Origin of the sequence: Gemmatimonas sp. (assembly GCF_041689975.1) — a bacterium.
GTDB lineage: Bacteria > Gemmatimonadota > Gemmatimonadetes > Gemmatimonadales > Gemmatimonadaceae > Gemmatimonas.
Map to the genome: position 1 here is coordinate 1 of NZ_JBDNFF010000112.1, position 20536 is coordinate 20536.

The following is a 20536-nucleotide window of genomic DNA, read 5'->3' on the forward strand; positions in this document are numbered from 1 at the left end:
CTGATCATACCGCGAACCGCGTGGATGCGCTGCTCCGCGACCCGATCGGCGGCCTTGTAAGTTGGAATGCCCGTGTCCTTCGCCAGCCGGAAAACGCTGAGGACGGTCTGATAGATCTCGTCGGCCTTGCGCAGCGACCGCTCCCGGCTCCAGCCGGTAAGCTCGCTGTACACGTTGATCACACCGCCGGCGTTGGCGACATAATCGGGTGCGTACAGAATTCCCTTGGCTTCGAGGGCATCACCATGACGGTCTTCGAGCAGCTGATTGTTGGCGGCTCCGGCCACGATCTCGACGTTGAGCTGCGGGATCGTGTCGTCATTGATAATGCCGCCAAGCGCGCAGGGCGCAAAGATGTCCGCCCTCGCACGGTAAATCTCGTCGAGCGCGACCGCCGTCGCCCCCATCTCGTCGACGACCCGCTTGATGCGCCCCGCGTCGATGTCGGTGACCACGAGCTTCGCCCCCGCCGCATGCAACTCCTTGGCGAGGTGGGAGCCCACGTTGCCAAGTCCCTGGATCGCGATCGTGCGGCCTTCCAGATTATCGCTGCCCCACTTCTGACACGCCGACGCCTGAATGGCGCGGAACACGCCATGTGCCGTCACGCTCGACGGGTCGCCCGACCTGGAGCCGATGCCGGCGACGTGCTTCGTTTCCATGTGCACGAAGTCCATGTCTTCCACCGTCGTGCCGACGTCTTCCGCCGTCACGTAACGGCCGCCAAGGGAATCGACGAAGCGCCCGTGTGCGCGGAACAGCATCTCGCGATTGGTCGTCTTGTTGTCGCCGATGATGACCGACTTGCCGCCGCCAAGATTGAGACCGGCGACCGCGTTCTTGTACGTCATGCCGCGCGAGAGACGCAGCGCGTCGACGACCGCCGCGTCTTCCGAGGCGTAGTTCCAGAAACGGCACCCGCCGAGGGCGGGGCCGAGGGTCGTGTCGTGAATCGCGATGATACCGCGGTAGCCGGAGGCCTTGTCATGGCAGAACACCACCTGCTCATGTCCCATCTCGGCAATCGTTTCGAAGTAGTGCATAGGTAGGAACCGGAAGATCAGTCTGGAAGAGATCCGTCGCTCGCGGCCGCCGCGGCCAGCGTTTCGCGGGCGATCACGATGCGCTGAATCTCGGACGTGCCTTCGTAGATTTCAGTCACTTTCGCGTCGCGGAAAAAGCGTTCGACGGGGTAGTCGGTCACGTAACCGTAGCCGCCGAACACCTGCACGGCCTGCGTCGTGACCCACATGGCGGTCTCGCTTGCAAAGAGCTTCGCCATGCTGCTGAAGCGCGTGATTTTCTCGCCACGCTGCTTAGCCGCCGCGGCCGCATGCAACAGCGTGCGGGCGGCGGTGATACGGGTCGCCATGTCGGCGAGCTTGAATTGAATCGCCTGGAATTCGGCGATCGGCTTGTTGAACTGCTTGCGCTCGCCGGCATAGCGCACCGCCGCTTCGAGCGCGGCGCGCGCGATGCCGATGGCCTGCGCCGCGATACCGAGTCGTCCGTGATCGAGCGACCCGATCGCGTACACGAAGCCCTGCCCCTCTTCGCCCAGCAGCCGGTCACCCGGCACGCGGCAATTATCGAGATTGATCTGCACCGTCGGTGACGCGCGCAGCCCCATCTTGTTCTCCTTCTTGGCCAGATGGAAGCCGGGCAGATCGGGCGTGAGAATGAACGTCGAGATGCCCTTGCTGCCTTGGCGTGCGTCGGGTGTATCGGTGCGCGCCATACACAGAATTACACCGGCTTCGCTGCCATGCGACACCCAGGCCTTGGTGCCGGTCAGCAACCAGTTGTCGCCGTCGCGCATCGCCTGACAGCGCAACGCAGCGGCATCGGATCCGGCTTCCGGCTCCGACAGCGCGAAGGCGCCAAGCAGTTCTCCACGCGCCATCGGCGGCAGAAAACGCTGCTGCTGCGCCTCGGTGCCGAACTCGAGGATCATCTGCGTAGGCAGCGAGTTGTGTACGCTGAGCAACACGGCCGCCGACGCGTCACCCACCGCGATTTCCTCGAGCGCGAGCAGATAACTCTGCACGTCGAGATCGAGTCCGTCGAAGCGTTCCGGCGTGAGCATGCCGAAGAACCCCAGTTCGGCCATCTGCGTGACCATCTCGCGGTCGAAGCGCGATTCCTGATCGCGCTCACCGGCGAGATGCACGAGCTCGCGCTGCGCATATGCGCGCGCAAGTGCCTGGATTTCCTGCTGTGTGTCGTCGAGATGAAGAAGTGACATGGCGGGTCAGTACTGGTAAAAGCCACGGCCGGACTTGCGTCCGTACCAGCCGGCGGCGACGTACTTGCGGAGCAGCGGGCACGGGCGGTACTTCGGATCGCCGAGTCCGTTGTGCAGCACTTCGAGAATCGCGAGGCAGGTATCGAGGCCGATGAAGTCGGCGAGCGTGAGCGGTCCCATGGGATGATTCATGCCGAGCTTCATCACCGTGTCGATGGTTTCGGGCGTACCGACGCCCTCCATGACGCAGTAGATGGCCTCGTTGATCATCGGCATCAGGATACGATTCGCCACGAAACCCGGAAAGTCGTTCACTTCCACCGGCGTCTTGCCGAGCCCCCTCGAGAGGCTCATCACCGTTTCGGTTGTGGCGTCACTGGTGGCGAGTCCTCGAATGACTTCCACCAGCTGCATGACGGGCACCGGGTTCATGAAGTGCATGCCGATGACCTGTTCGGGACGCTTCGTGCGGGCCGCGATTTCGGTGATGGAGATCGAACTGGTGTTGCTGGCGAGGATCGCGCCCGCCGGAGCGAGTCGATCGAGATCTTCGAAAATCCGAAACTTGAGATCAGTGCGTTCGGTCGCGGCTTCCACGATGATGGCGGCATCGGCCACGGCATCGAGCGACGTGGACGTAGCGATGCGCGCGAGCGCGGCCTCAGCGGTACTGGCCTCGATCGCGCCCTTCTTGACCTGACGATCGAGATTTTTGGCGATCGTATCGCGACCCTTCGCCAGCGCGTCGGCATTCACGTCGATCAACGTGACGGCATGTCCGCTGGTCGCGAACACATGCGCGATGCCGTTGCCCATCTGCCCCGCGCCCACGACGGCTGCGCGTTCCAAAGCTGCCTGCATATCGTTTCGACTCCGAAAAGTTAAGTCTGTGCCAGTGTTCCGCTTCGTCGCAGTCCGACGGCCAGCGATCCACTCAACACCAGCATCGCCACCAGCCCGCCTTCGGGGCCCCAGTCTCCACCGGTTATCCACTCCGACCCGTGCAGTGCGGCGCGGTAGCCCGGCGTCGCGAACGGCAGTCCGCTCACCGGCACGTGCAACACCGCCGCCATCACCCAATTCCACGCGAGGTGTGCGCTCCACGCCGCCGGCAGACTTCCCGTGCGTTCACGCACGAGACAAAGACAGAGTCCGGCGAGCATGACCACCACCGTGGTGCGCACATTCGCGCCGGGATTCATGAGATGCACCGCTCCGAACGCCACGCTCGAACTCAACCGCGCGACCCAACGACCTGCGGCCTCATCGGCCACGGCGTACAGGTAGCCACGAAACACCAGCTCTTCCCAGAGCGCGGCCGGCCCCAACAACAGCAGGAGCCGCAGCGCCGTCCCCCCCCACCCGTCTTCCACCAACGCGGCGCTATCGATGCCGCCGTTTGGCATGTTCTCGAAACGCAAGGCACCAAGGCCCCACAGGATCGCCGCCGTGCCGGCAATCGCCGCCGAACCCACCAGCACACCGCCGGCAAGCCGCCGCCATTGCCACGCCCCCTCTCCCAGTGCCATCACCGTCCATGGTACATCGTCCACGAAGCGCAGCGCCACGTAGCACGCCGCGGCCACCCCGATCAGCGAACTCCACGGGTACGCTGGCACCGACTCACCGACGCTACGGGAAATCGCGCCGAATAGCGGCCCAAGGACCGACTCGGCGATGCCCTGTGCCAGGATCCAGGCGACACCGAAGCTCAGGAGCCGCCAGGGAACCCGCAGTGCCTTGTTCATGAGCCGTGAATGCGAAGACGTGTGTTAGTCGACGCGCTCCACCGACAATGCAACGGCGTCGCCACCGCCCAGACAGAGCGTGGCGATGCCGGTTTTCTTGCCTCGATCAGCCAGTGCGTGCAGCAGCGTGACGAGCACGCGCGCTCCACTTGCTCCGATCGGATGGCCGAGGGCGATCGCGCCACCATTTACATTCACGCGGGCATCGTCCCATGAAAGACCGAGTCCATCGGCCAGTGCCTGCGAGGCGAACGCTTCGTTGGCTTCGATGAGGTCGTAGTCGGCGATGGTGGTGCCCGACTTCGCCATCAGATTCCTGACCGCCGTGATCGGCGCGAAGAACAGATCCTGCGGCTCGCCGGCACCCGTGGCGTAGGCAGTGATGCGGGCCAGAATCGTGAGGCCATGCTCGCGGGCATACGCTTCCGACGTGACGACGACGGCCGCCGCGCCATCGTTCAGCGACGACGCGTTGCCGGCGGTGACGGAAAGGTTGCTGTTGTCACCCGTACTCGGGAACGCCGGCCGCAGAGCAGCGAGCGAAGCTTCGGTGGTGTCGGCGCGCGGGCCTTCGTCGACCGAGATGATGGTCGGTCCTTTCCGGCCGGGAATCTCGACGGGCACGATTTCAGCCGTGAACTTGCCGGCCTGCTGCGCGGCGACGGCCTTGGCGTGCGAGCCGGCGGCAAAGGCATCCTGCTGCGACCGCGTGACACCGGCCTTGGTCGCCGTATACTCGGCGTGCACGCCCATGTGCACATTGCAGGTGGGGCACCACAAACCGTCCTTGATCATGCCGTCGACCATCGTCTGGTCGCCCAGCTTCACACCACCACGCATACCGAACACGTAGTGCGGCGCGTTGCTCATGCTTTCCTGGCCGCCGGCCACAATCACCTGCGCGTCACCGGCCTTGATGGCCTGCGCAGCGAGCATCACGGCCTTGAGTCCGGAGCCGCACACCTTGTTGATCGTAAGCGCTGATGCGGTGGCGGGCACGCCCGCCTTCAGCATAGCCTGACGTCCCGGAGCCTGGCCCGTGCCGCCCTGCAGCACGTGACCCATGATGACTTCCTGTACCGCGTCGGGGGCAACGCCGCTGCGCTGAAGCGCGGCACGGATCGCGATGGCGCCAAGTTCCGGCGCAGAGAGGGGCGAGAGGCCCCCGAGATACCGCCCGATCGGTGTGCGCGCGGCACCCACGATAACGGGCTGGCGAGTCAGGTCGCTCATGTAGGACAGGGAGTGGCGGGAACGGGCAGATGCAGCCCTTAAAAATAACCGATCTCACCGCGAAATTGGCGAAATTCGGAGCCGCAGAGGCGTTCGATTTCGGCGACAGCGATTCGTCCCAGCCTAGCGGCCAGTCATCCCTTTGATCTGCTTCACGGCATAGTCGACCTTCATCTCGAAGAGCTTCTTGCCGAGTTCCTTGCTGGCTTTCCGGCCGTCGCCGGTGATACCGTTGTTCTTGCGGGGTGGCGCATTGGGGTCGGGGGCGGCACCACGCGGGCCGGTCGGCGCGGGATCGCCAAGGGCGTTCGGGAGCTGATCGAGTCGCACCCAAGTTCCATCGCCCAGGTAGAGCATGGTCGAGGTGTCGGGAATGCCCGCGTGCGAACTGGACGGGAAACCGTTGGCCTTGAGATAGGCGTCGAAGTCGGCGTTGGCCGTGGAGTACACGGCGTCGCAGTACAGCACCCGGATGCCCTGCGGCGTGTACTTGTCACTGAGCGACTTGGCGACGTCGGCATACACGTTGGGCTGGCCACCGCCGTGATCACCCATGAGCACAACGGTCTTGAACCCCGTGGCGATGGCCTGCTCACTGACGCGCTCGAGGATGCCCTTCAGCAGCTCGGGAGTGAGTCCGATGGTGCCGGGCAGTGTGGCACTCGCGTTGTTCGGCGTGTACGGCAACACCGGCATCGCAATGGCATCACCAAGCTTCTCGGCAATGGTGCGCACGATGATCCGACCCATGAGGTTGTGCCCGCCGTTCACGTTCTGCGGACCACGCTGCTCGGTGCCACCGGTGTAGAACAACGCGGTGGTCTTGCCGGCGGCGAGCGCGTCCTTCACCTCGGGCCAAGTCATCATCTCGAATTCCACGAGCGGCTTGCGCGGCTGCGCCTGCGCGGTAGCAGCGGGCGAGATCAGTGCGGCAGCGAACAGCGCGGCCAGAGTGAGGCGACTGGTCATGGGAGCGTTTGGCGGTGGGGAGGGTAAGCGGGGGTCAACGTGTATGCTACGCCCGCAAAGGGGACTTTGCTGGAGAAGAACCCATCACTCAGAACTTCAACTCAAAACTCGAGACTCACGTGAGTGTTGGGTAATGAGTTCAAGTTTGGAGTCGTGAGTGATCCCGCCGCCGAGGCGACTTACGTCGCGGTTGTCGCCGGACCTCCGTAAGCCCGCGGTCGGCCCCCCACTGCAGCGATGCCGGGTCAGCCGGTCGGGCCGGGTGGTCCCTGCAGCCGCCTCTGCGTGGGAGGGGCCGGCGCCGGAGGGAAGCGAGAGGCGCGCGGCCATCCCCGCGCAGGAAGCGGCGAAAGGGATCCACCCGGTCCGACCGAGCGCCACACCCGCGCGCTCCTTCCGCGCCCAACAGCGCGCGGCTAGTCGTCGTAGCCGACCACGAGATTCATGCCCGCTTGCTGGGCCCGCTGTACCGCCGTCCCTGTGGCCGTGAGCAGACCGTCCACGCTGATGACCGAGTCGGTCACCTCTGCCACACCCACCGACAAGGTGCAGCGCACCCCCTGCACATCGCCGCTGAACACGTGCCGCTGCATGCGCTCGCGGATACGCTCGGCCAGCACCAGGCCGCCGGAGCGCTCCGTGCTGGGCAACAACACCGCGAACGCTTCGCCACCCACACGACCGACCACGTCGGTGGTGCGCGATTCCTGACGGCAGACCCAGGCGATGGCACGGAGCCACTCGTTGCCGAAAGCTTCGCCGTGCCGCTCGTTGATGTCACGGAAGTTGTCTGGATCGACCAGCAGCATCGTGAGCGGCTGCCCGTACCGGCGCGCGCGCGCCACCTCGGACGAGGCCACGTCGAAGAAGGCGCGACGGGCCGAGACGCCGGTGAGGTAGTCGGTCCCGCTCGAGGCATCGTCGCGCAGGCTCTCCTCGAGACGGCGACGTTCCGAGACATCGTGAGTGACCACCGAGAAGCCGTTGGCGGCGCCATCGGTAGCGCGGAGCGCCGTGACGACGGTGCTGGCCCAGAAGAGTGATCCATCCTGTCGCTGCCGATGCCCTTCCTCCTCGCACCAGCCGTTGCGGGCGGCGAGCGCCAACGTGTCCTGCACGTACGCCTCACCGCCGCTGTCCGGGGGCAGCAGCGCTGTCATGGATTGACCCACCACCGCCGCCGCGGGCCACTGGTGCACGCGCTCGGCCGCTTCGCTCCACGAGTCGACCACACCACTGGTGTTCACCGTGAAGATCGCGTAGTCCCGCACGGCTCCCTCGACCGCACGCAGCCGCTGATCGGCGCGCGACAATAGTCCACGGGCTGTGGCCAATGCACCGGCGTCGTTCACGACGGCCACGATGCGGCCCGGCCCCACCTTCACCAACGAGAGATGCACACCGCGCTGCTCGCCGGGGGCCAGCAGTTCGAGCGCGTCGACGATGACGCCGCGCGAAGAGTCGAACCCACGCACACGGGCGGCGAGGTCGGGAGCCACCGCACCCAACGCCACAAACAAATCATCGAGCGAACCCGCCCGCGTGAACGGCGTGAGCAGCGTGCGCGCCGCCAGATTGGCGACCTCGACCCGCCCCTCTTCGTCTACCTCCACGAGGCCGACAGGCGCCAGCACGAACAGATCGAGTAGCGCCTCGGGGGTCACGTGGTCGCCTCCGGCTGTTCCGACGCCGCGGTATTCACAACCGCGCTCGTCGCCGCGTCCACGACATCAGCCGGGATGGCAAGAGTGCGGTCGGCAATTTCACGGAGCACGCGGGCGATGAACGCGTCCGACGACATGATGTCCTGCTTCTTGCCGGCGCCGCGCGTCCGCAGCGCGACGGTATTCTCGTCCGCTTCGCGACGGCCGATCACGCACATGTACGGCACCTTCTGAATTTCGCCTTCACGCACGCGGTAATTCAGCGTTTCGTTGCGTGCATCGAGCGTGGCACGAATACCCGCCGCCTTCATGCGGGCCACCAACGCCTCGGCGTGCGCGTTGTAATCGATCGCGATCGGAATCACGCGCACCTGTTCGGGCGACAGCCACACCGGAAACACACCCGCGAAGTGCTCGATCAGGATGGCAATGAACCGTTCGAACGAACCGCTCACGGCACGGTGGATCACCACCGGACGATGCGGGGCGTTGTCGTCACCCGTGTAGGTGAGGTCGAAACGCTCCGGCGCGTTGTAGTCGAGCTGGATCGTGCCCAGCTGCCAGGCGCGGCCGATGCTATCCATGACGTCGAAGTCGATTTTGGGGCCGTAGAACGCCCCGTCGCCTTCCTTCAGTTCGTACGGTCGCCCGGTGCCGTCGAGTGCGGCGCGCAGGGCCGCCTCGGCGCGATCCCACAGCTCGTCGGAGCCGATGCGTTGCTCGGGACGCGTGGCGAACTTGAGCTTCGCCGTGAGACCGAAGGTGTCGTAGTAGCCGAGAATGAAGTCCATCAGGAACTTCACTTCGTCGGCGATCTGATCTTCACGCAGATAGACGTGACAGTCGTCCTGCGCGAATTGCCGCACGCGAGTGAGGCCCGACAGCGCGCCCGAGAGCTCGTTGCGGTGCAGCACATCGAACGTGACGTAGCGCATGGGCAGGTCACGATACGAATGCTTGCTCGAGGCGAAGTACAAGTGGTGCGACGGGCAATTCATCGGCTTGAGCGACATGTCGTGCTCGCCCGACTCGTTGTCGAGCACGAGGAACATGTTCTCCTTGTACTTGCCCCAGTGCCCCGACTGCTCCCAGAGCGTCTTGTTGTACAGCAGCGGCGTCTTGATTTCTTTGAACGCCTCCTGCTGACGCTCGCGCACGAACGCTTCGAGCGTGTTGTACAACGTCGTCCCCTTCGGCGTCCAGAACACGCCGCCGGGCGCGACCGGGAACAGCTGGAAGAGATCGAGCGCCTTGCCGAGTACGCGGTGGTCGCGCTTCTTCGCTTCCTCGAGATTGTGCAGGTGCTGCTCGAGTTCGTCCTTCTTGAAGAAGGCCGTGGCGTAGATGCGCTGCAGCATTTGGCGCTTCACATCGCCGCGCCAGTAGGCGCCCGCGGTGGTGAGCAGCTTGAAATGCTTGAGATATGACGTATCCGGGACGTGCGGGCCGCGGCACAGGTCGATGAACGGACCGTCGGTGTACGTGGAGATGACTTCGTCGCTGCCCTCGAAGTCATCGAGGCGCTCGAGCTTAAGCGGATCGTCCACGAAGCGCACGCGGGCCTCGCTCAGCGAGACCTCTTCGCGCAAAAACGGGTACTTCTCGCCCACCACCTTCTTCATCTCGGCTTCGAACGCGGCCAGATCGTCGGGCGTGAACGGCTTGTCGACTTCGAAGTCATAGTAGAAGCCGTCGTCGATCGCGGGGCCGAAACCGATCTTGGCGTCGGGGCGCAAGCGGCGCACAGCAGTGGCCAGCACATGAGCACCGGAATGGCGCAGCACCTGCAGCGCCCGCGGATCCTTTTCCGTGATCACGACGAAGGAACCCGATGACCGCAATGGGGTCATGAGGTCGAGCACTTCTCCGTCTACGGCGACGGCCAGCGACGCCTGCAGCAGGCGCGCCCCGATCGAGAGCACCACATCGCGCGCCAGCGTCCCTGGCGGGACCTCGCGAGTGGAACCATCGGGCAGAGTCAGGACGATGTGCGCGTGGGCAGCAGCGTCAGCAGCAGTTTGCGAACCGGCAGTCATCAGGAGCGGGCAGAAAGGTGAACGCCCTCGCTGAGCGAGGACGGTCAAGTTATCCTTGCACAAGGAGTCACGCCAAGATCAGCCGCGATCCTCTTCCCGATCGCGGCGGCTGGCGTGGGGTCACGGAGGTGGTATCATGGCACAATCCCCATTCAGGAAACGTTCGACGCGTGGCTCGTCAGTGCTGTGGGTGGCGCTCGGCGCGGTGGCCGGTGTCGCCCTTGGCATGCTGGTGGCCGATCGGATCGGCGGTGTAGACGGTCTGCTTCGCCGCGGCAGCCGTCGTAAACCTGGCCCCGAAGGCTGGCGTGGCGACGAGCGTCGCACCGATGCGTTTGATGAGCTGGCCGACGACGATTCGGAGCTCGCTGGCGAGTCGATTGCGCATATGCATGTCCGCCGTCCTGGGGATGCCGAGGCCACACAGCCTGAGTCATTACCCGACCGACACTCCACCCGCGAGCGCCTCCGGGATCGCATGCGCGACCGCCGCACGCGCTCGATGGAACCCGAGGTCGTCGGCACGTCGTCCGCCCCTAGGCAGGCGGCGCGCGCGCCGCAGGCCGACGGCGTAGCGGACACCGTCGTGGTACCGAGCGGCCCGTCGGTACCCACCCATGAAGAGCTGGAATCCCGCGTTCTCGAGGCCTTCCGCAACGATCCGGTGCTCGAGGCGCGCGCCATCGATATCGGAGCAGTGGGGGCGGGCACTATCGAACTCACGGGCTGGGTGGACAGCACGGGGGAGATCGCGCATGCGCTTACGATCGCCAGGGGCGTTCCGGACGTCATTGCGGTCGTCGATCAATTGGCAGTTCGAGGGCCGGGGTCGATCCAAAGCCACCGGACGGCGCAGTACGAGACGCCGCACCGAGGGTGACGTGGGTGTGGGTCAGTCGCCTGTCCACCCGTGTTATCTTGGGCGATGACTGCGCCCGACACGAATCCGCTGCCGACGACCTACGACGCCGCCGCCACTGAGTCCGCCTGGTACGCCCGGTGGACAGAGCACGGCGTGTTTACGGCCGATGCTGAACGCGCCGCGACGCGCGAGCCATTCGTGATCGTGATCCCGCCTCCCAACGTGACGGCGGTTCTGCACATGGGGCACGGACTCAACAATACCGTGCAGGACGTACTCATCCGCTGGCGTCGTATGGCGGGTGATGAGGCGCTCTGGCTGCCGGGCACGGACCACGCCGGTATCGCCACCCAGAACGTCGTGGAGAAGCAGCTGGCCGCTCACGGACAGACGCGCTTCGACGTGGGCCGCGGACCGTTCGTGGAGCAGGTGGCCGAGTTCGTGGAGCATACCGGCGGCGAGATCCTGAATCAGCTCAAAGCGATCGGATCGAGCGCGGACTGGTCGCGCACCGCCTACACCTTCTCCCCTGCCCTCTCCAAGTCCGTGCGCGAAGCGTTCGTGCGATTGCACGAGGACGGGCTGGTCTACAAGGGTCACCGGGTGATCCACTGGTGCCCGCGCTGCGGCACCTCGCTGTCGGACGAAGAGGCGGAGTTCACCGACACGACAGGCAAGCTCTACCATATCAAGTATAGCCTCGCCGACATCCCGACGCAGTCGATCACCGTGGCCACCACGCGCCCGGAGACGATGCTCGGCGACGTGGCGGTAGCCGTGAATCCCGAGGATGAACGGTATCAGGCAATGATCGGCAAGGACGTCGTGCTGCCGCTCAACGGCGTGCGCATTCCGATCATCGCCGACACGTACACCGACGCCGCCTTCGGCACCGGTGCCGTGAAGATCACGCCGGCCCATGACGCCAACGACTTCGACGTCGGGAAGCGCCACGGCCTCGCAATGCCGGTCGTGATCGATGCTGAAGGCATCGTGCGTGAAGTCGAAGACGCCGCCGGACGCGTGCCAGCGGCCTTGTCGGGACTTGATCGCACCGAGGCACGGACGGCCATCGTGGCGATGCTCGACGCGGCCGGTGCACTGGTGAAAGTCGAGCCACACGCGCACGCCGTGCGCCACTGCTACCGCTGTGACACGGTGGTCGAGCCGCGCCTGTCCGATCAGTGGTTCGTGCGCATGCGTCCGCTGGCCGACAAGGCGCTCGCCGTACTGCGCGGCGGACAGCTGCGCATTCTGCCGGATCGCTGGGAAGCGGTCTATGTGAACTGGCTGGAAGGCATTCGCGACTGGAACATCTCGCGACAGATCTGGTGGGGCCACCGCGTACCCGTGTGGTACTGCGACGATCCGGCGTGCTTGCAGGAGCCGCTCGTATCGCGCACCGATATGATCGCCTGTCCGTCATGCCACGGCCGTGTGCGTCAGGACGAGGACGTGCTCGACACCTGGTTTTCCTCGTGGCTGTGGCCCTTCTCCACGCTCGGCTGGCCCGACGAAACGCCGGATCTCGAGGCGTTCTATCCGGGCGATGTGCTGGTCACGGCCCCGGAGATTCTGTTCTTCTGGGTGTCGCGTATGGTGATGTCGGGCTGCTGGTTTCTCGACCAGACGCCGTTCCACACCGTGTATCTGCACGGTACAGTGCGCGACATGCAGCACAAGAAGATGTCGAAGTCGCTTGGCAACGGCATCGATCCACTCGACGTCGTGAAGCTGTACGGCGCCGACGCGTTGCGCTGGACGATGGTGGCCGGTCTCGGTCTCGGCGTCGATGTCATGCTCGACCCCAACGATCTCGACAAGTCGTTCGCGCCGGGGCGCAACTTCTGTACGAAGCTCTGGAACATCGGACGCTTCCTGCTGTCGCGCGTCGGTACCGAACCGCTGCAGCCGTTGTCGTCGATCGCGCCCGAGCGGCTTACGGCCGCCGATCAGTGGATCCTCGACCGTCTCGACCAGGCCATTCTCGACTGCAATGCGGCGTTGGGTCCGCCGCGCCCGGCCAACGGGCACACGTGGACCGACGCCGAGCGTGGTCGCGGGTTGCGGTTGTCGGAGTACGCCGAAGCGGCGCGCCGGTTCGTGTGGAACGAACTGGCCGACTGGTATCTCGAAGCACTCAAGCCGCGCCTGTACGCCACCGAGGGTGAGGACCGCGACGTGGCGCGGACCGTGCTTGCGCACGCCTTCGACGGTGCGCTGCGCTTGCTGCAGCCGATGGTCCCGTTCATAACCGAAGCACTCTGGCAGCAATTGCCGAATACGCCCAAGGGCGTGTTTCTGGCGCAGGCCGCGTGTCCGGTGGCCCGTCGGGCCGATGGCGCGGTATCCGCCGGGGCGCAGGCGTTCGAGTACGCCCGTGATGCGATCCAGGCGATCCGCAGCGTGCGTTCGGAGTACAACGTCAATCCGGGCGCGTGGGTGGACGCGATGCTGGTGGCCCCCGCGGCCATGGCGGAGTTGTTGGATCATCAGCGCGATACGATCGGCTCGCTGGCGCGCGCGCGCGTCGTGATGGCGTCGGAGAACCCCGGGGGGGCGTCGGCGCAACTCTTGTTGCGTGACGGTGTGGAACTGGTCGTGCCGCTGGCCGGCATGGTCGACCTCGAGAAGGAGCAGCAGCGATTGCACACCGAACTCACACAACTCGAAACGCAGCTGAACGCCCTCGACGGCCGTCTCGCCAACGAGAAGTTCGTGGCCAAGGCACCGCCGGCGCTGGTGGAGGCGGAGCGTGCCAAGGCCGAGGAATGGCGGGCGCGGTGTGCGCTGATGCGCACCAAGCTCGGAACGTTCGGCGCGTGAAGTCCGCGATGATGGCCGTGAGGATGCGAGCGGCCGCGCTGCTGTTGCTCACGGGTTGCGCCAATCAGGCCGCGCCGCCGGGCGGCCAGCCCGATCTGGCGTCGCCGCTCGTGCTCAAGGTGACACCGCAGAACAACGCCGTCGGCGCGAAGCCAAAAGCGGTGGTGCTGCAGTTCGACGAAGTGATCAACGAGACGCCGCAGGGCGCGAAGGATATCGCGGACCTGGTGTTCATCAGTCCCAAGAGCGGCGTGCCCGAGGTGGACTGGGGGCGATCGAAGATCGAGATCCGCCCGTCGAAGGGATGGAAGCCGAACACGGTGTATTCGGTGGTCATCAAGCGCGGCCTGCAGGACCTGCGCAACAACGGCATCGACAGCACGATTCAGCTCGTGTTCAGCACGGGCGGCCCGATACCGACCACGCGCGTTGCCGGCGTGGCGTTTGATTGGGCGGCCGGCATCGGACTCTCCGGAGCCCTGGTCGAAGCGGTCGCTTCGGATAGCACGACCTATCAAGTGGTCGCCGATTCTTCTGGACGATTTGTGTTGCAGTATCTGCCGCCCGGCCCGTATCTGTTACGTGCGTACGGCGACCGCAACACCAACCGCAGTCTCGACCCCATCGAAGTCTGGGACTCGGTGAGCGTCACCCTCACGCAGTCGGCGGACGTCGAGTTCTACGGGTTTGCGCACGACACCGTAGGATTGCGCGTATCGGAAGTGACGCCGCTGGATAGCGGCGTGGTGAAGGTGGTGTTCGACAAGCCGTACTCCCCGGGACGCATCTTCCTCCCGGGAGAGGTGATCATCAAGCGCGCCGATTCGTCGCTCGTAAGCGTGCGGCGGGTGCAGACGACCCCCGAACGTAATCTGGCCGACTCGCTGCGTGCGAGGGCGCGCGCCGACTCGGTGGCGCGGGTGGCTGCTCGCGGCGATTCGACACCGGCGTTGCGGGCTCGCACCGATTCGCTGGCGCGCGTGAGGCGCGCCGACAGTGTGGCCGCCGTGGCCCGCACCGAGCGTGAGACGCGCGCCCGTATGGCGACCCGTCGTGGCCGTCCCGGCGCCCCGATCGACACGACGCCGCCGCCAAAACTGCGTCGGCCGCTGCTGTACAAAGAAATTTACGTGACGCTGGATACCGTGCTGGAAGCGCAGAAGCAGTACCGGCTCAGCGTGTCCAACATTCGCAGTCTTTCGGGGACGGTGCGCAGTCCGGCGCGTACCTTCACCACGCCGCGTGCGCCGAAAACAGACAGCACCAAGCGCGACAGCACCAAGCGCGACAGCACCAAGCGCGATAGTGCTGCGGCGCGACCGGCGCCGCGACCGGCGCCACGTGACACGTTGGCGCAGGCGTTGTCGCAGGCCATGCGGTCGCGCGTCCGCGCGCTGTTCGGCGGGTCGTGATCGCGTTGGCCACCGCCGAATCGCCGGTCCCCGCCCTGTTCATCGACCGTGACGGCACGCTGATCGCCGACGCGCACTACCTCGCGGATGCGAGTCGCGTGCAACTGCTGGCTGGCGCGGCCGCTGCGGTCGCGCACGCGAACGCGGCACAGGTGCCGGTCGTGATCGTCACGAACCAGTCGGGCATTGCTCGCGGACTGATTACCAGCGCGCAGTACGAGGCGGTGCGTGATCGCACCCATGCGCTGCTGAGTGAGGGCGGCGCATCAGTACTGGCCACCTACCACTGTCCGCACTGGGGACATCCGAAGGAGCCGTGCGCGTGTCGGAAGCCCGGACTCGGCATGTACCGTGAGGCGGCCGCGGCGCATCGACTCGATCTCACGCACAGCGCGTACATCGGTGACCGGTGGCGCGACGTGCAGCCGGCGCTCGCAACCGGTGGTTTCGGGATCCTGGTGCCGGGCATCGAGACGCCGTCGTCGGATGTGGAAGAAGCCCGCTCCGCACTCTCGGCGCGCATCTTCATGTCTGACAGCATCCTGGAAGCCGTGTCGATTGCGCTGGCGATGATCGGCGCGCGCACGCCCCTGCAGTCGACCACTCGTTCGGAGTAGTTTGGGCGCCATGACCATGCCGACCACTCCCTTCTCGCTCGCGCGTATCTCCGTACTCGCCTCGGGCGGTGGATCGAACCTGCAGGCGCTGATCGATCACTTTGCGGGCCCTGCGGCCAGCGTCGGCGTGATCACGTTCGTGGGCTCGGATAGCGAGAGCGCGGGCGCCCTCGATCGCGCCCGCGTCGCCGGAATCGCCACGGGGGTGCTCGACGCACCACTCGACAGCGATGCTGTTCTGTCGTTACTCGACACGGCCAAAACCGATGTGCTGGTGCTGGCCGGCTACCTCAAGCTCGTCCCCGAGGGCGTCGTGCGCGCGTTCCGCGGTCGCCTGCTCAACGTGCACCCCGCGCTGCTGCCGTCGTTCGGCGGTCCGGGTATGTACGGCAGGCGCATTCACGCGGCCGTGCTCGAACACGGGGTCACGCTCACCGGTGTCACCGTGCATTTCGTGGACGAGCACTTCGACAACGGTCCGATCATCGCGCAGTGGCCCGTGCCCGTACTCCCCGGTGATGACGTCACTCTATTGGCCGCGCGCGTGTTGCGCACCGAGCATCGCCTGTTGCCACTCTGCGTGGCTGCGGTGGCGTCGGGATCGATCGTGCTTGGTGATAACGGTCGCGTACACGGGCATCTCGATACTCCTGTGGACGTTGCGCGCCTCTTTCCGCGTTGATTCCACGTTCGGTCCTCCGTCGTTCTTCTCTTTCTCCCGATCCCGTCTCCATGCGCGCGCTGCTTTCCGTCTCCGATAAGTCCGGTCTCGTTCCTTTCGCTACCGGACTCGCTCAGCAGGGATATGAACTGGTCTCCACAGGCGGAACGGCCAAGGTGCTGCGTGACGCTGGCCTTGCTGTGAAAGACGTCAGTGAGATCACCGGGTTCCCGGAGATGCTTGACGGACGCGTGAAGACGCTGCATCCGGTGATTCACGGTGGGCTGCTGGCGCGACGTGATCTACCGGAACATATGGACGCCATCAAGGCGCACCACATCGGGACCATCGATCTCGTGGTCGTGAATCTGTATCCGTTCCGCGAAACCGCCGCCAAGCCGAAGGTGCATCCGGAAGAAGTGATCGAGAACATCGACATCGGCGGCCCGTCGATGCTGCGCTCGGCCGCCAAGAACTTTGCGTCAGTATGGGTGATCGTCAATCCGACCGATTACGCGCAGGTATTGGAGATCGTGCAGGCGGGCGGCGACGACCTGGCCTTCCGCACGTTGCTGGCGGAAAAGGTGTACGCGCACACGAGTAGCTATGACGCAGCGATCGCGCAGTGGTTCGCACAGCAGCGTGGCGAGCCGTTCCCCGACCGGTATCCCCTCGCCTTCGAGAAACAGCAGGCGCTGCGCTACGGCGAGAACCCGCAGCAGCGCGCGGCGTTCTACGTGGAGCAGCCGGGCGCCGGCCTGGGCGCGTTGGTGCAGAAGGGTGGCAAGGAACTGTCGTTCAACAACCTGCTCGACCTCGAAGGCGCGCTGCTCGCCATCGAGCCGTTCGCCGATCAGCCGGCGTGCGCGATCATCAAGCACACGACACCGTGCGGCGTCGCCACCGGCCTCGACGCCCTCTCCGCCTTCAAGAAGGCCTTGGCCTGTGATCCCGTGTCGGCCTTCGGCAGCGTGATCGCGTTCACCGTGCCGGTGGATGTACCGGCGGCGGAAGCGATCTCCAGCCTGTTCGTGGAGTGCATCGTGGCGCCGTCGTTCGCCGACGAAGCCGTCGAGATTCTCGGCCGGAAGAAAAACCTGCGGGTACTGGAAGGACGTGCGACCTGGCCCAAGGGCGGTATGGATTACAAGCGCGTGCGCGGCGGCTTGCTGGTGCAGGATCGCGCACCGGCGCCGGTGGAGCCGGCCCAGTGGAACGTGGTCACCAAGCGGCAGCCCTCTATCAAAGAAATGATCGACCTGCACTTCGCCTGGAAGTCCGTGGCGAGCGTGAAGTCGAACGCCATTGTGCTGGTGCACGACGGCGCCACGATCGGCATCGGAGCCGGTCAGATGTCGCGCGTGGATGCCAGCTTCCTGGCCGTGCATAAAGCCACCAGCGCCGGCCACGTCACACAGGGCGTAGCGCTCGGCTCCGACGCCTTCTTCCCGTTCCGCGACGGCATCGATCAGGCCGCAGCGGCCGGCGTGAAGGCGATCGTGCAGCCTGGTGGATCGGTGCGCGACGTCGAAGTGATCGCGGCGGCCGATGAACATGGTATCGCCATGGTGTTCACCGGCGAGCGTCTCTTCCGTCACTAGGCGTTACTTCGCGCCTGTTCTATTCTTTGTGCTGCCTTGGTCCCTTCCCCTTTCTGCTCCTCGACACAATCCAATCATGACCACGCTCTCCCGACGCACCGCCCTTCGCGCGCTGCTCGCCGCCACGAGTCTGTCGCTGCTGGCCGCCTGTTCTGACGACACGCCCACGAGCGTGGGAACGCCCGCGCGCTTCACGGCGACCGTGGTGTTCGGCGCGAGCCTCGATGACACGGGCAACGCCTGCAACCTGAGCCCGGCCACCTGTCCGCCCGCACCGTACTTCAGCGGTCGCGTCTCCAACGGCCCGTTGTGGGTGGAGTTGGTGGCGACGAAGTACGGAACGACGGTCACGCCGTCGCGCACGGGCGGTACGAACTATTCGTTCAACGGCGCGCGCCCCGGTCCGATTGCCGGCACCACGCAGGGTGTGCCGAGTATGACGCAGCAGGTCGAGAGCTATCTCGCCGCGCCTAACACGGGGGCACGGGCCACCACTCTGTTCGTGCTCAACGTCGCGACCGTGGGCAACGACATCAACGACGCGCTCACGCAGTCGGTGACGAACCCGGCGGCGCCGGCCACGATCATCGGCGGCGCCGTGTTGAACACCATCAACATGATGAACCGGCTGTACGCCAACGGTGCGCAGAATATCCTGCTCGTGAACAGCGTGAATATCGGCCAGACGCCGCTCGTGCGTGCCCAGGGCGCGGCCGCCTCGGCGGGTGCGACGCAGCTCTCGACCCAGTTCAACGCGGGCCTCACCGCTCAGCTGCCGGCGCTACGCGCCTCGTTGCCGTTTCTCAAGCTGTACGTGCTCGACGCCGGCGCTCTCCACGCGGCCGTAATTGCAAACCCCAGCAGCTTCAGCTTCACCAACGTCACGCTGCCGTGCCTGAGCAGCGCGCCAGCGGCGATCTGCACGACCCCCGACAGCTTCTTCTTCTGGGACGGGTTCCATCCCACGGCGGCGGCGGGGCGGCTGGTTTCGCAGCGGGCGATCGACGCGCTGGACGCCGTCATCGCTCCGCGATAACTCCGGAACCGCACCACTTCCCTTAGTCGGAGATTTCGTGATGTCTCTACGCGTGACGTACGTCGTGGCCGCCGCTTTCGGCGTGATCGTGAGTGGGGCGGTTACGGCGGCGCCTCTTGCCGCGCAGTCCAAGTCGGTGAAGGCCATGGCGCCGGCGTCTCCCTCATCGGTGCTGGTCGGCGGATGGAGTGGTACCGCCACCGTGCCGCTGCCCGACAGCGTGATCGTGGTGCCGGTGCTGTACACGTTCACGCAATCGGGTGCCACCATCGCCGGTCAAGCCCTGGTGCCCGGTCAGGGCACGGGGCCCATCTCGAACGTGGTACTCACCGGGAAGCAGGTACGATTCCGCGTAACCGCGCCGGAGGGCAAGCTACTCGAACACGACGGCACGTTCGGCGCGGACGGCAGCATCGAGGGCATGGTGAACATGGACAAGCAGCCTATCGCGAAGTTCAAGATCGCGCCGAGAAAGGACTCGAAGTCGTTGCCGAAGAAGTAGGCACCACCGCGGTGGGCAGCTCGATCCGCAGCGCCTGAAACGCCGCATTCGAGACCAGACAGTACGCCGCGAAGAAATAGAAGCCTGGACCGGCCACCGCCGACAGATTGGCGGTGCCCTTCCCGACCAGCAGCGCGATCAGCATGCCGACCGCGAACACGTCGGCCATCGACCACTTGCTCATGGCCTGCACCACGCCATACAGCCGATACGACGCCGCGCTCCGGCGCAGCGCGAAGATCGGCAGCAGCAACGCGGCCTTGAGGACCGGAACGAGCACGCTGAACAGCAGGATGAGCCCTGCCACGAAATTGTTGCCGGTGTTGTGCAGACTCTGAATTGCACTGATCACGCTGCGGGTTTCGTTGGAGAGTTCGCGCGTATTGCCGAACAGCTCCATGGTGGCGCGGATGGTGAGTACCGGCTGCACGAGTCCCGGCCACAGCAGCACTAGCGACACCAGCGCCAGCGCGATCGCGAGTTTATTCCGTGATGTCATGACGTTGCTCTAGGCCGCAAGCTGGGTGATCGCGCGAACGAACGCATCCAGTTCGGCGGTGGTGGTGAAGAGTTGTGGCGTAACGCGCACGCCGGTCACGCCCGCGGTATCGATCGCCACCGTGAATATCTTGAAGCGGTCCATCAATGCCGTGGCGAGGTCGCCGGGCTTCACGCCGTCGATCCCGACATTGGCAATCGCACCGGTGCGCATGGGATCTGCCGGGGTGAACAGTCGCACGCGCGGCACGGCACGTACCTTCGTGGTCCAGTACTGCTGTAGCCAGCGCAGGCGCGCTTCCTTGCGCTGAATGCCGATCTCCTCGTGAAAGGCGATCGCGTCCTCGATTGCCAGGTCGGTGTGCACCGGATGCGTACCGGTGTGATTGAGTTTCGCGATGCTGGTCGCGGGCTGTCCTTCGTCGCCGTAGATCGGCCAGAGCGTTTCAATGCGGTCGCGGCGCACGTACAGCAGGCCGGCGCCAAGTGGTGTACCGAGCCACTTGTGCAGACTGGCGCCGTAGTAGTCGCAATCAAGGTCGGGAATGCGAAAGTCGAGCTGCGCGAAGGCATGCGCGCCGTCCACCATGACCGGGACACCGCGCGCGTGCGCCATGTCGCAGATC

General features: G+C 65.4%; 18 protein-coding genes. 8 read left to right on the forward strand and 10 right to left on the reverse strand.

What is annotated here, in order from left to right:
* The 8 genes from ACESNG_RS07755 to thrS form a co-directional block, all read right to left on the reverse strand.
* On the reverse strand, nucleotides 1-1043 hold a 1043-nt coding region (locus ACESNG_RS07755), incomplete at its 3' end, for a Glu/Leu/Phe/Val dehydrogenase dimerization domain-containing protein (RefSeq protein ID WP_373068439.1).
* Between the two features lie 17 nt (nucleotides 1044-1060).
* On the reverse strand, nucleotides 1061-2245 hold the full coding sequence (locus ACESNG_RS07760; protein ID WP_373063712.1) for an acyl-CoA dehydrogenase family protein: 1185 nt from the start codon (nucleotides 2243-2245) through the stop codon (nucleotides 1061-1063).
* Between the two features lie 6 nt (nucleotides 2246-2251).
* Nucleotides 2252-3106 (reverse strand): 3-hydroxybutyryl-CoA dehydrogenase, encoded by an 855-nt coding sequence (locus ACESNG_RS07765; protein ID WP_373063714.1) that lies wholly within the window; start codon nucleotides 3104-3106, stop codon nucleotides 2252-2254.
* Nucleotides 3107-3126: 20 nt separating this feature from the next.
* A complete protein-coding gene (locus ACESNG_RS07770) occupies nucleotides 3127-3993 on the reverse strand; it encodes a lysostaphin resistance A-like protein (RefSeq protein WP_373068441.1) in 867 nt (288 codons plus the stop codon).
* Between the two features lie 24 nt (nucleotides 3994-4017).
* Complete coding sequence (locus ACESNG_RS07775; protein ID WP_373063718.1) at nucleotides 4018-5226, reverse strand: acetyl-CoA C-acetyltransferase; 1209 nt, start codon at nucleotides 5224-5226, stop codon at nucleotides 4018-4020.
* A gap of 123 nt (nucleotides 5227-5349) precedes the next feature.
* The gene (locus ACESNG_RS07780; RefSeq protein ID WP_373068443.1) at nucleotides 5350-6195 is read right to left on the reverse strand and encodes a creatininase family protein; all 846 of its coding nucleotides are present in this window, start codon (nucleotides 6193-6195) and stop codon (nucleotides 5350-5352) included.
* A gap of 416 nt (nucleotides 6196-6611) precedes the next feature.
* Nucleotides 6612-7859, reverse strand: a complete 1248-nt coding sequence (locus ACESNG_RS07785) for a diguanylate cyclase (RefSeq protein ID WP_373063722.1) — start codon at nucleotides 7857-7859, stop codon at nucleotides 6612-6614.
* Nucleotides 7856-9895, reverse strand: coding sequence for a threonine--tRNA ligase (gene thrS / locus ACESNG_RS07790; RefSeq protein ID WP_373068445.1), 2040 nt, complete (start codon nucleotides 9893-9895; stop codon nucleotides 7856-7858). The genes ACESNG_RS07785 and thrS overlap by 4 nt, the downstream gene beginning before the upstream one ends.
* Before the next feature lie 136 nt (nucleotides 9896-10031).
* Between thrS and ACESNG_RS07795 the strand changes: the two genes are divergently transcribed.
* The 8 genes from ACESNG_RS07795 (at nucleotide 10032) to ACESNG_RS07830 (ending at nucleotide 19412) form a co-directional block, all read left to right on the forward strand.
* A complete protein-coding gene (locus ACESNG_RS07795; RefSeq protein ID WP_373059180.1) occupies nucleotides 10032-10775 on the forward strand; it encodes a BON domain-containing protein in 744 nt (247 codons plus the stop codon).
* 45 nt (nucleotides 10776-10820) lie between these two features.
* A complete protein-coding gene (locus tag ACESNG_RS07800) occupies nucleotides 10821-13583 on the forward strand; it encodes a valine--tRNA ligase (RefSeq protein WP_373068447.1) in 2763 nt (920 codons plus the stop codon).
* Nucleotides 13580-14995, forward strand: a complete 1416-nt coding sequence (locus ACESNG_RS07805) for an Ig-like domain-containing protein (RefSeq protein WP_373068449.1) — start codon at nucleotides 13580-13582, stop codon at nucleotides 14993-14995. Before ACESNG_RS07800 ends, ACESNG_RS07805 begins: the two co-directional genes overlap by 4 nt.
* Complete coding sequence (locus ACESNG_RS07810; protein ID WP_373062628.1) at nucleotides 14992-15612, forward strand: D-glycero-alpha-D-manno-heptose-1,7-bisphosphate 7-phosphatase; 621 nt, start codon at nucleotides 14992-14994, stop codon at nucleotides 15610-15612. Before ACESNG_RS07805 ends, ACESNG_RS07810 begins: the two co-directional genes overlap by 4 nt.
* A gap of 10 nt (nucleotides 15613-15622) precedes the next feature.
* A complete protein-coding gene (locus tag ACESNG_RS07815; protein WP_373062630.1) occupies nucleotides 15623-16294 on the forward strand; it encodes a phosphoribosylglycinamide formyltransferase in 672 nt (223 codons plus the stop codon).
* Nucleotides 16295-16344: 50 nt separating this feature from the next.
* The gene (gene purH, locus ACESNG_RS07820; protein ID WP_373062632.1) at nucleotides 16345-17874 is read left to right on the forward strand and encodes a bifunctional phosphoribosylaminoimidazolecarboxamide formyltransferase/IMP cyclohydrolase; all 1530 of its coding nucleotides are present in this window, start codon (nucleotides 16345-16347) and stop codon (nucleotides 17872-17874) included.
* A 76-nt stretch (nucleotides 17875-17950) separates the two neighbouring features.
* Complete coding sequence (locus tag ACESNG_RS07825; protein ID WP_373068451.1) at nucleotides 17951-18910, forward strand: SGNH/GDSL hydrolase family protein; 960 nt, start codon at nucleotides 17951-17953, stop codon at nucleotides 18908-18910.
* A gap of 37 nt (nucleotides 18911-18947) precedes the next feature.
* A complete protein-coding gene (locus ACESNG_RS07830) occupies nucleotides 18948-19412 on the forward strand; it encodes a hypothetical protein (protein ID WP_373062636.1) in 465 nt (154 codons plus the stop codon).
* On the opposite strand, the gene ACESNG_RS07835 is transcribed toward ACESNG_RS07830, so the two are convergent.
* Nucleotides 19366-19911, reverse strand: a complete 546-nt coding sequence (locus ACESNG_RS07835; protein WP_373068453.1) for a paraquat-inducible protein A — start codon at nucleotides 19909-19911, stop codon at nucleotides 19366-19368. The genes ACESNG_RS07830 and ACESNG_RS07835 overlap by 47 nt on opposite strands.
* Nucleotides 19912-19920: 9 nt before the next feature.
* Nucleotides 19921-20536: aminotransferase class V-fold PLP-dependent enzyme (locus ACESNG_RS07840; protein WP_373068455.1), on the reverse strand; the 616-nt coding region annotated here is incomplete at its 5' end.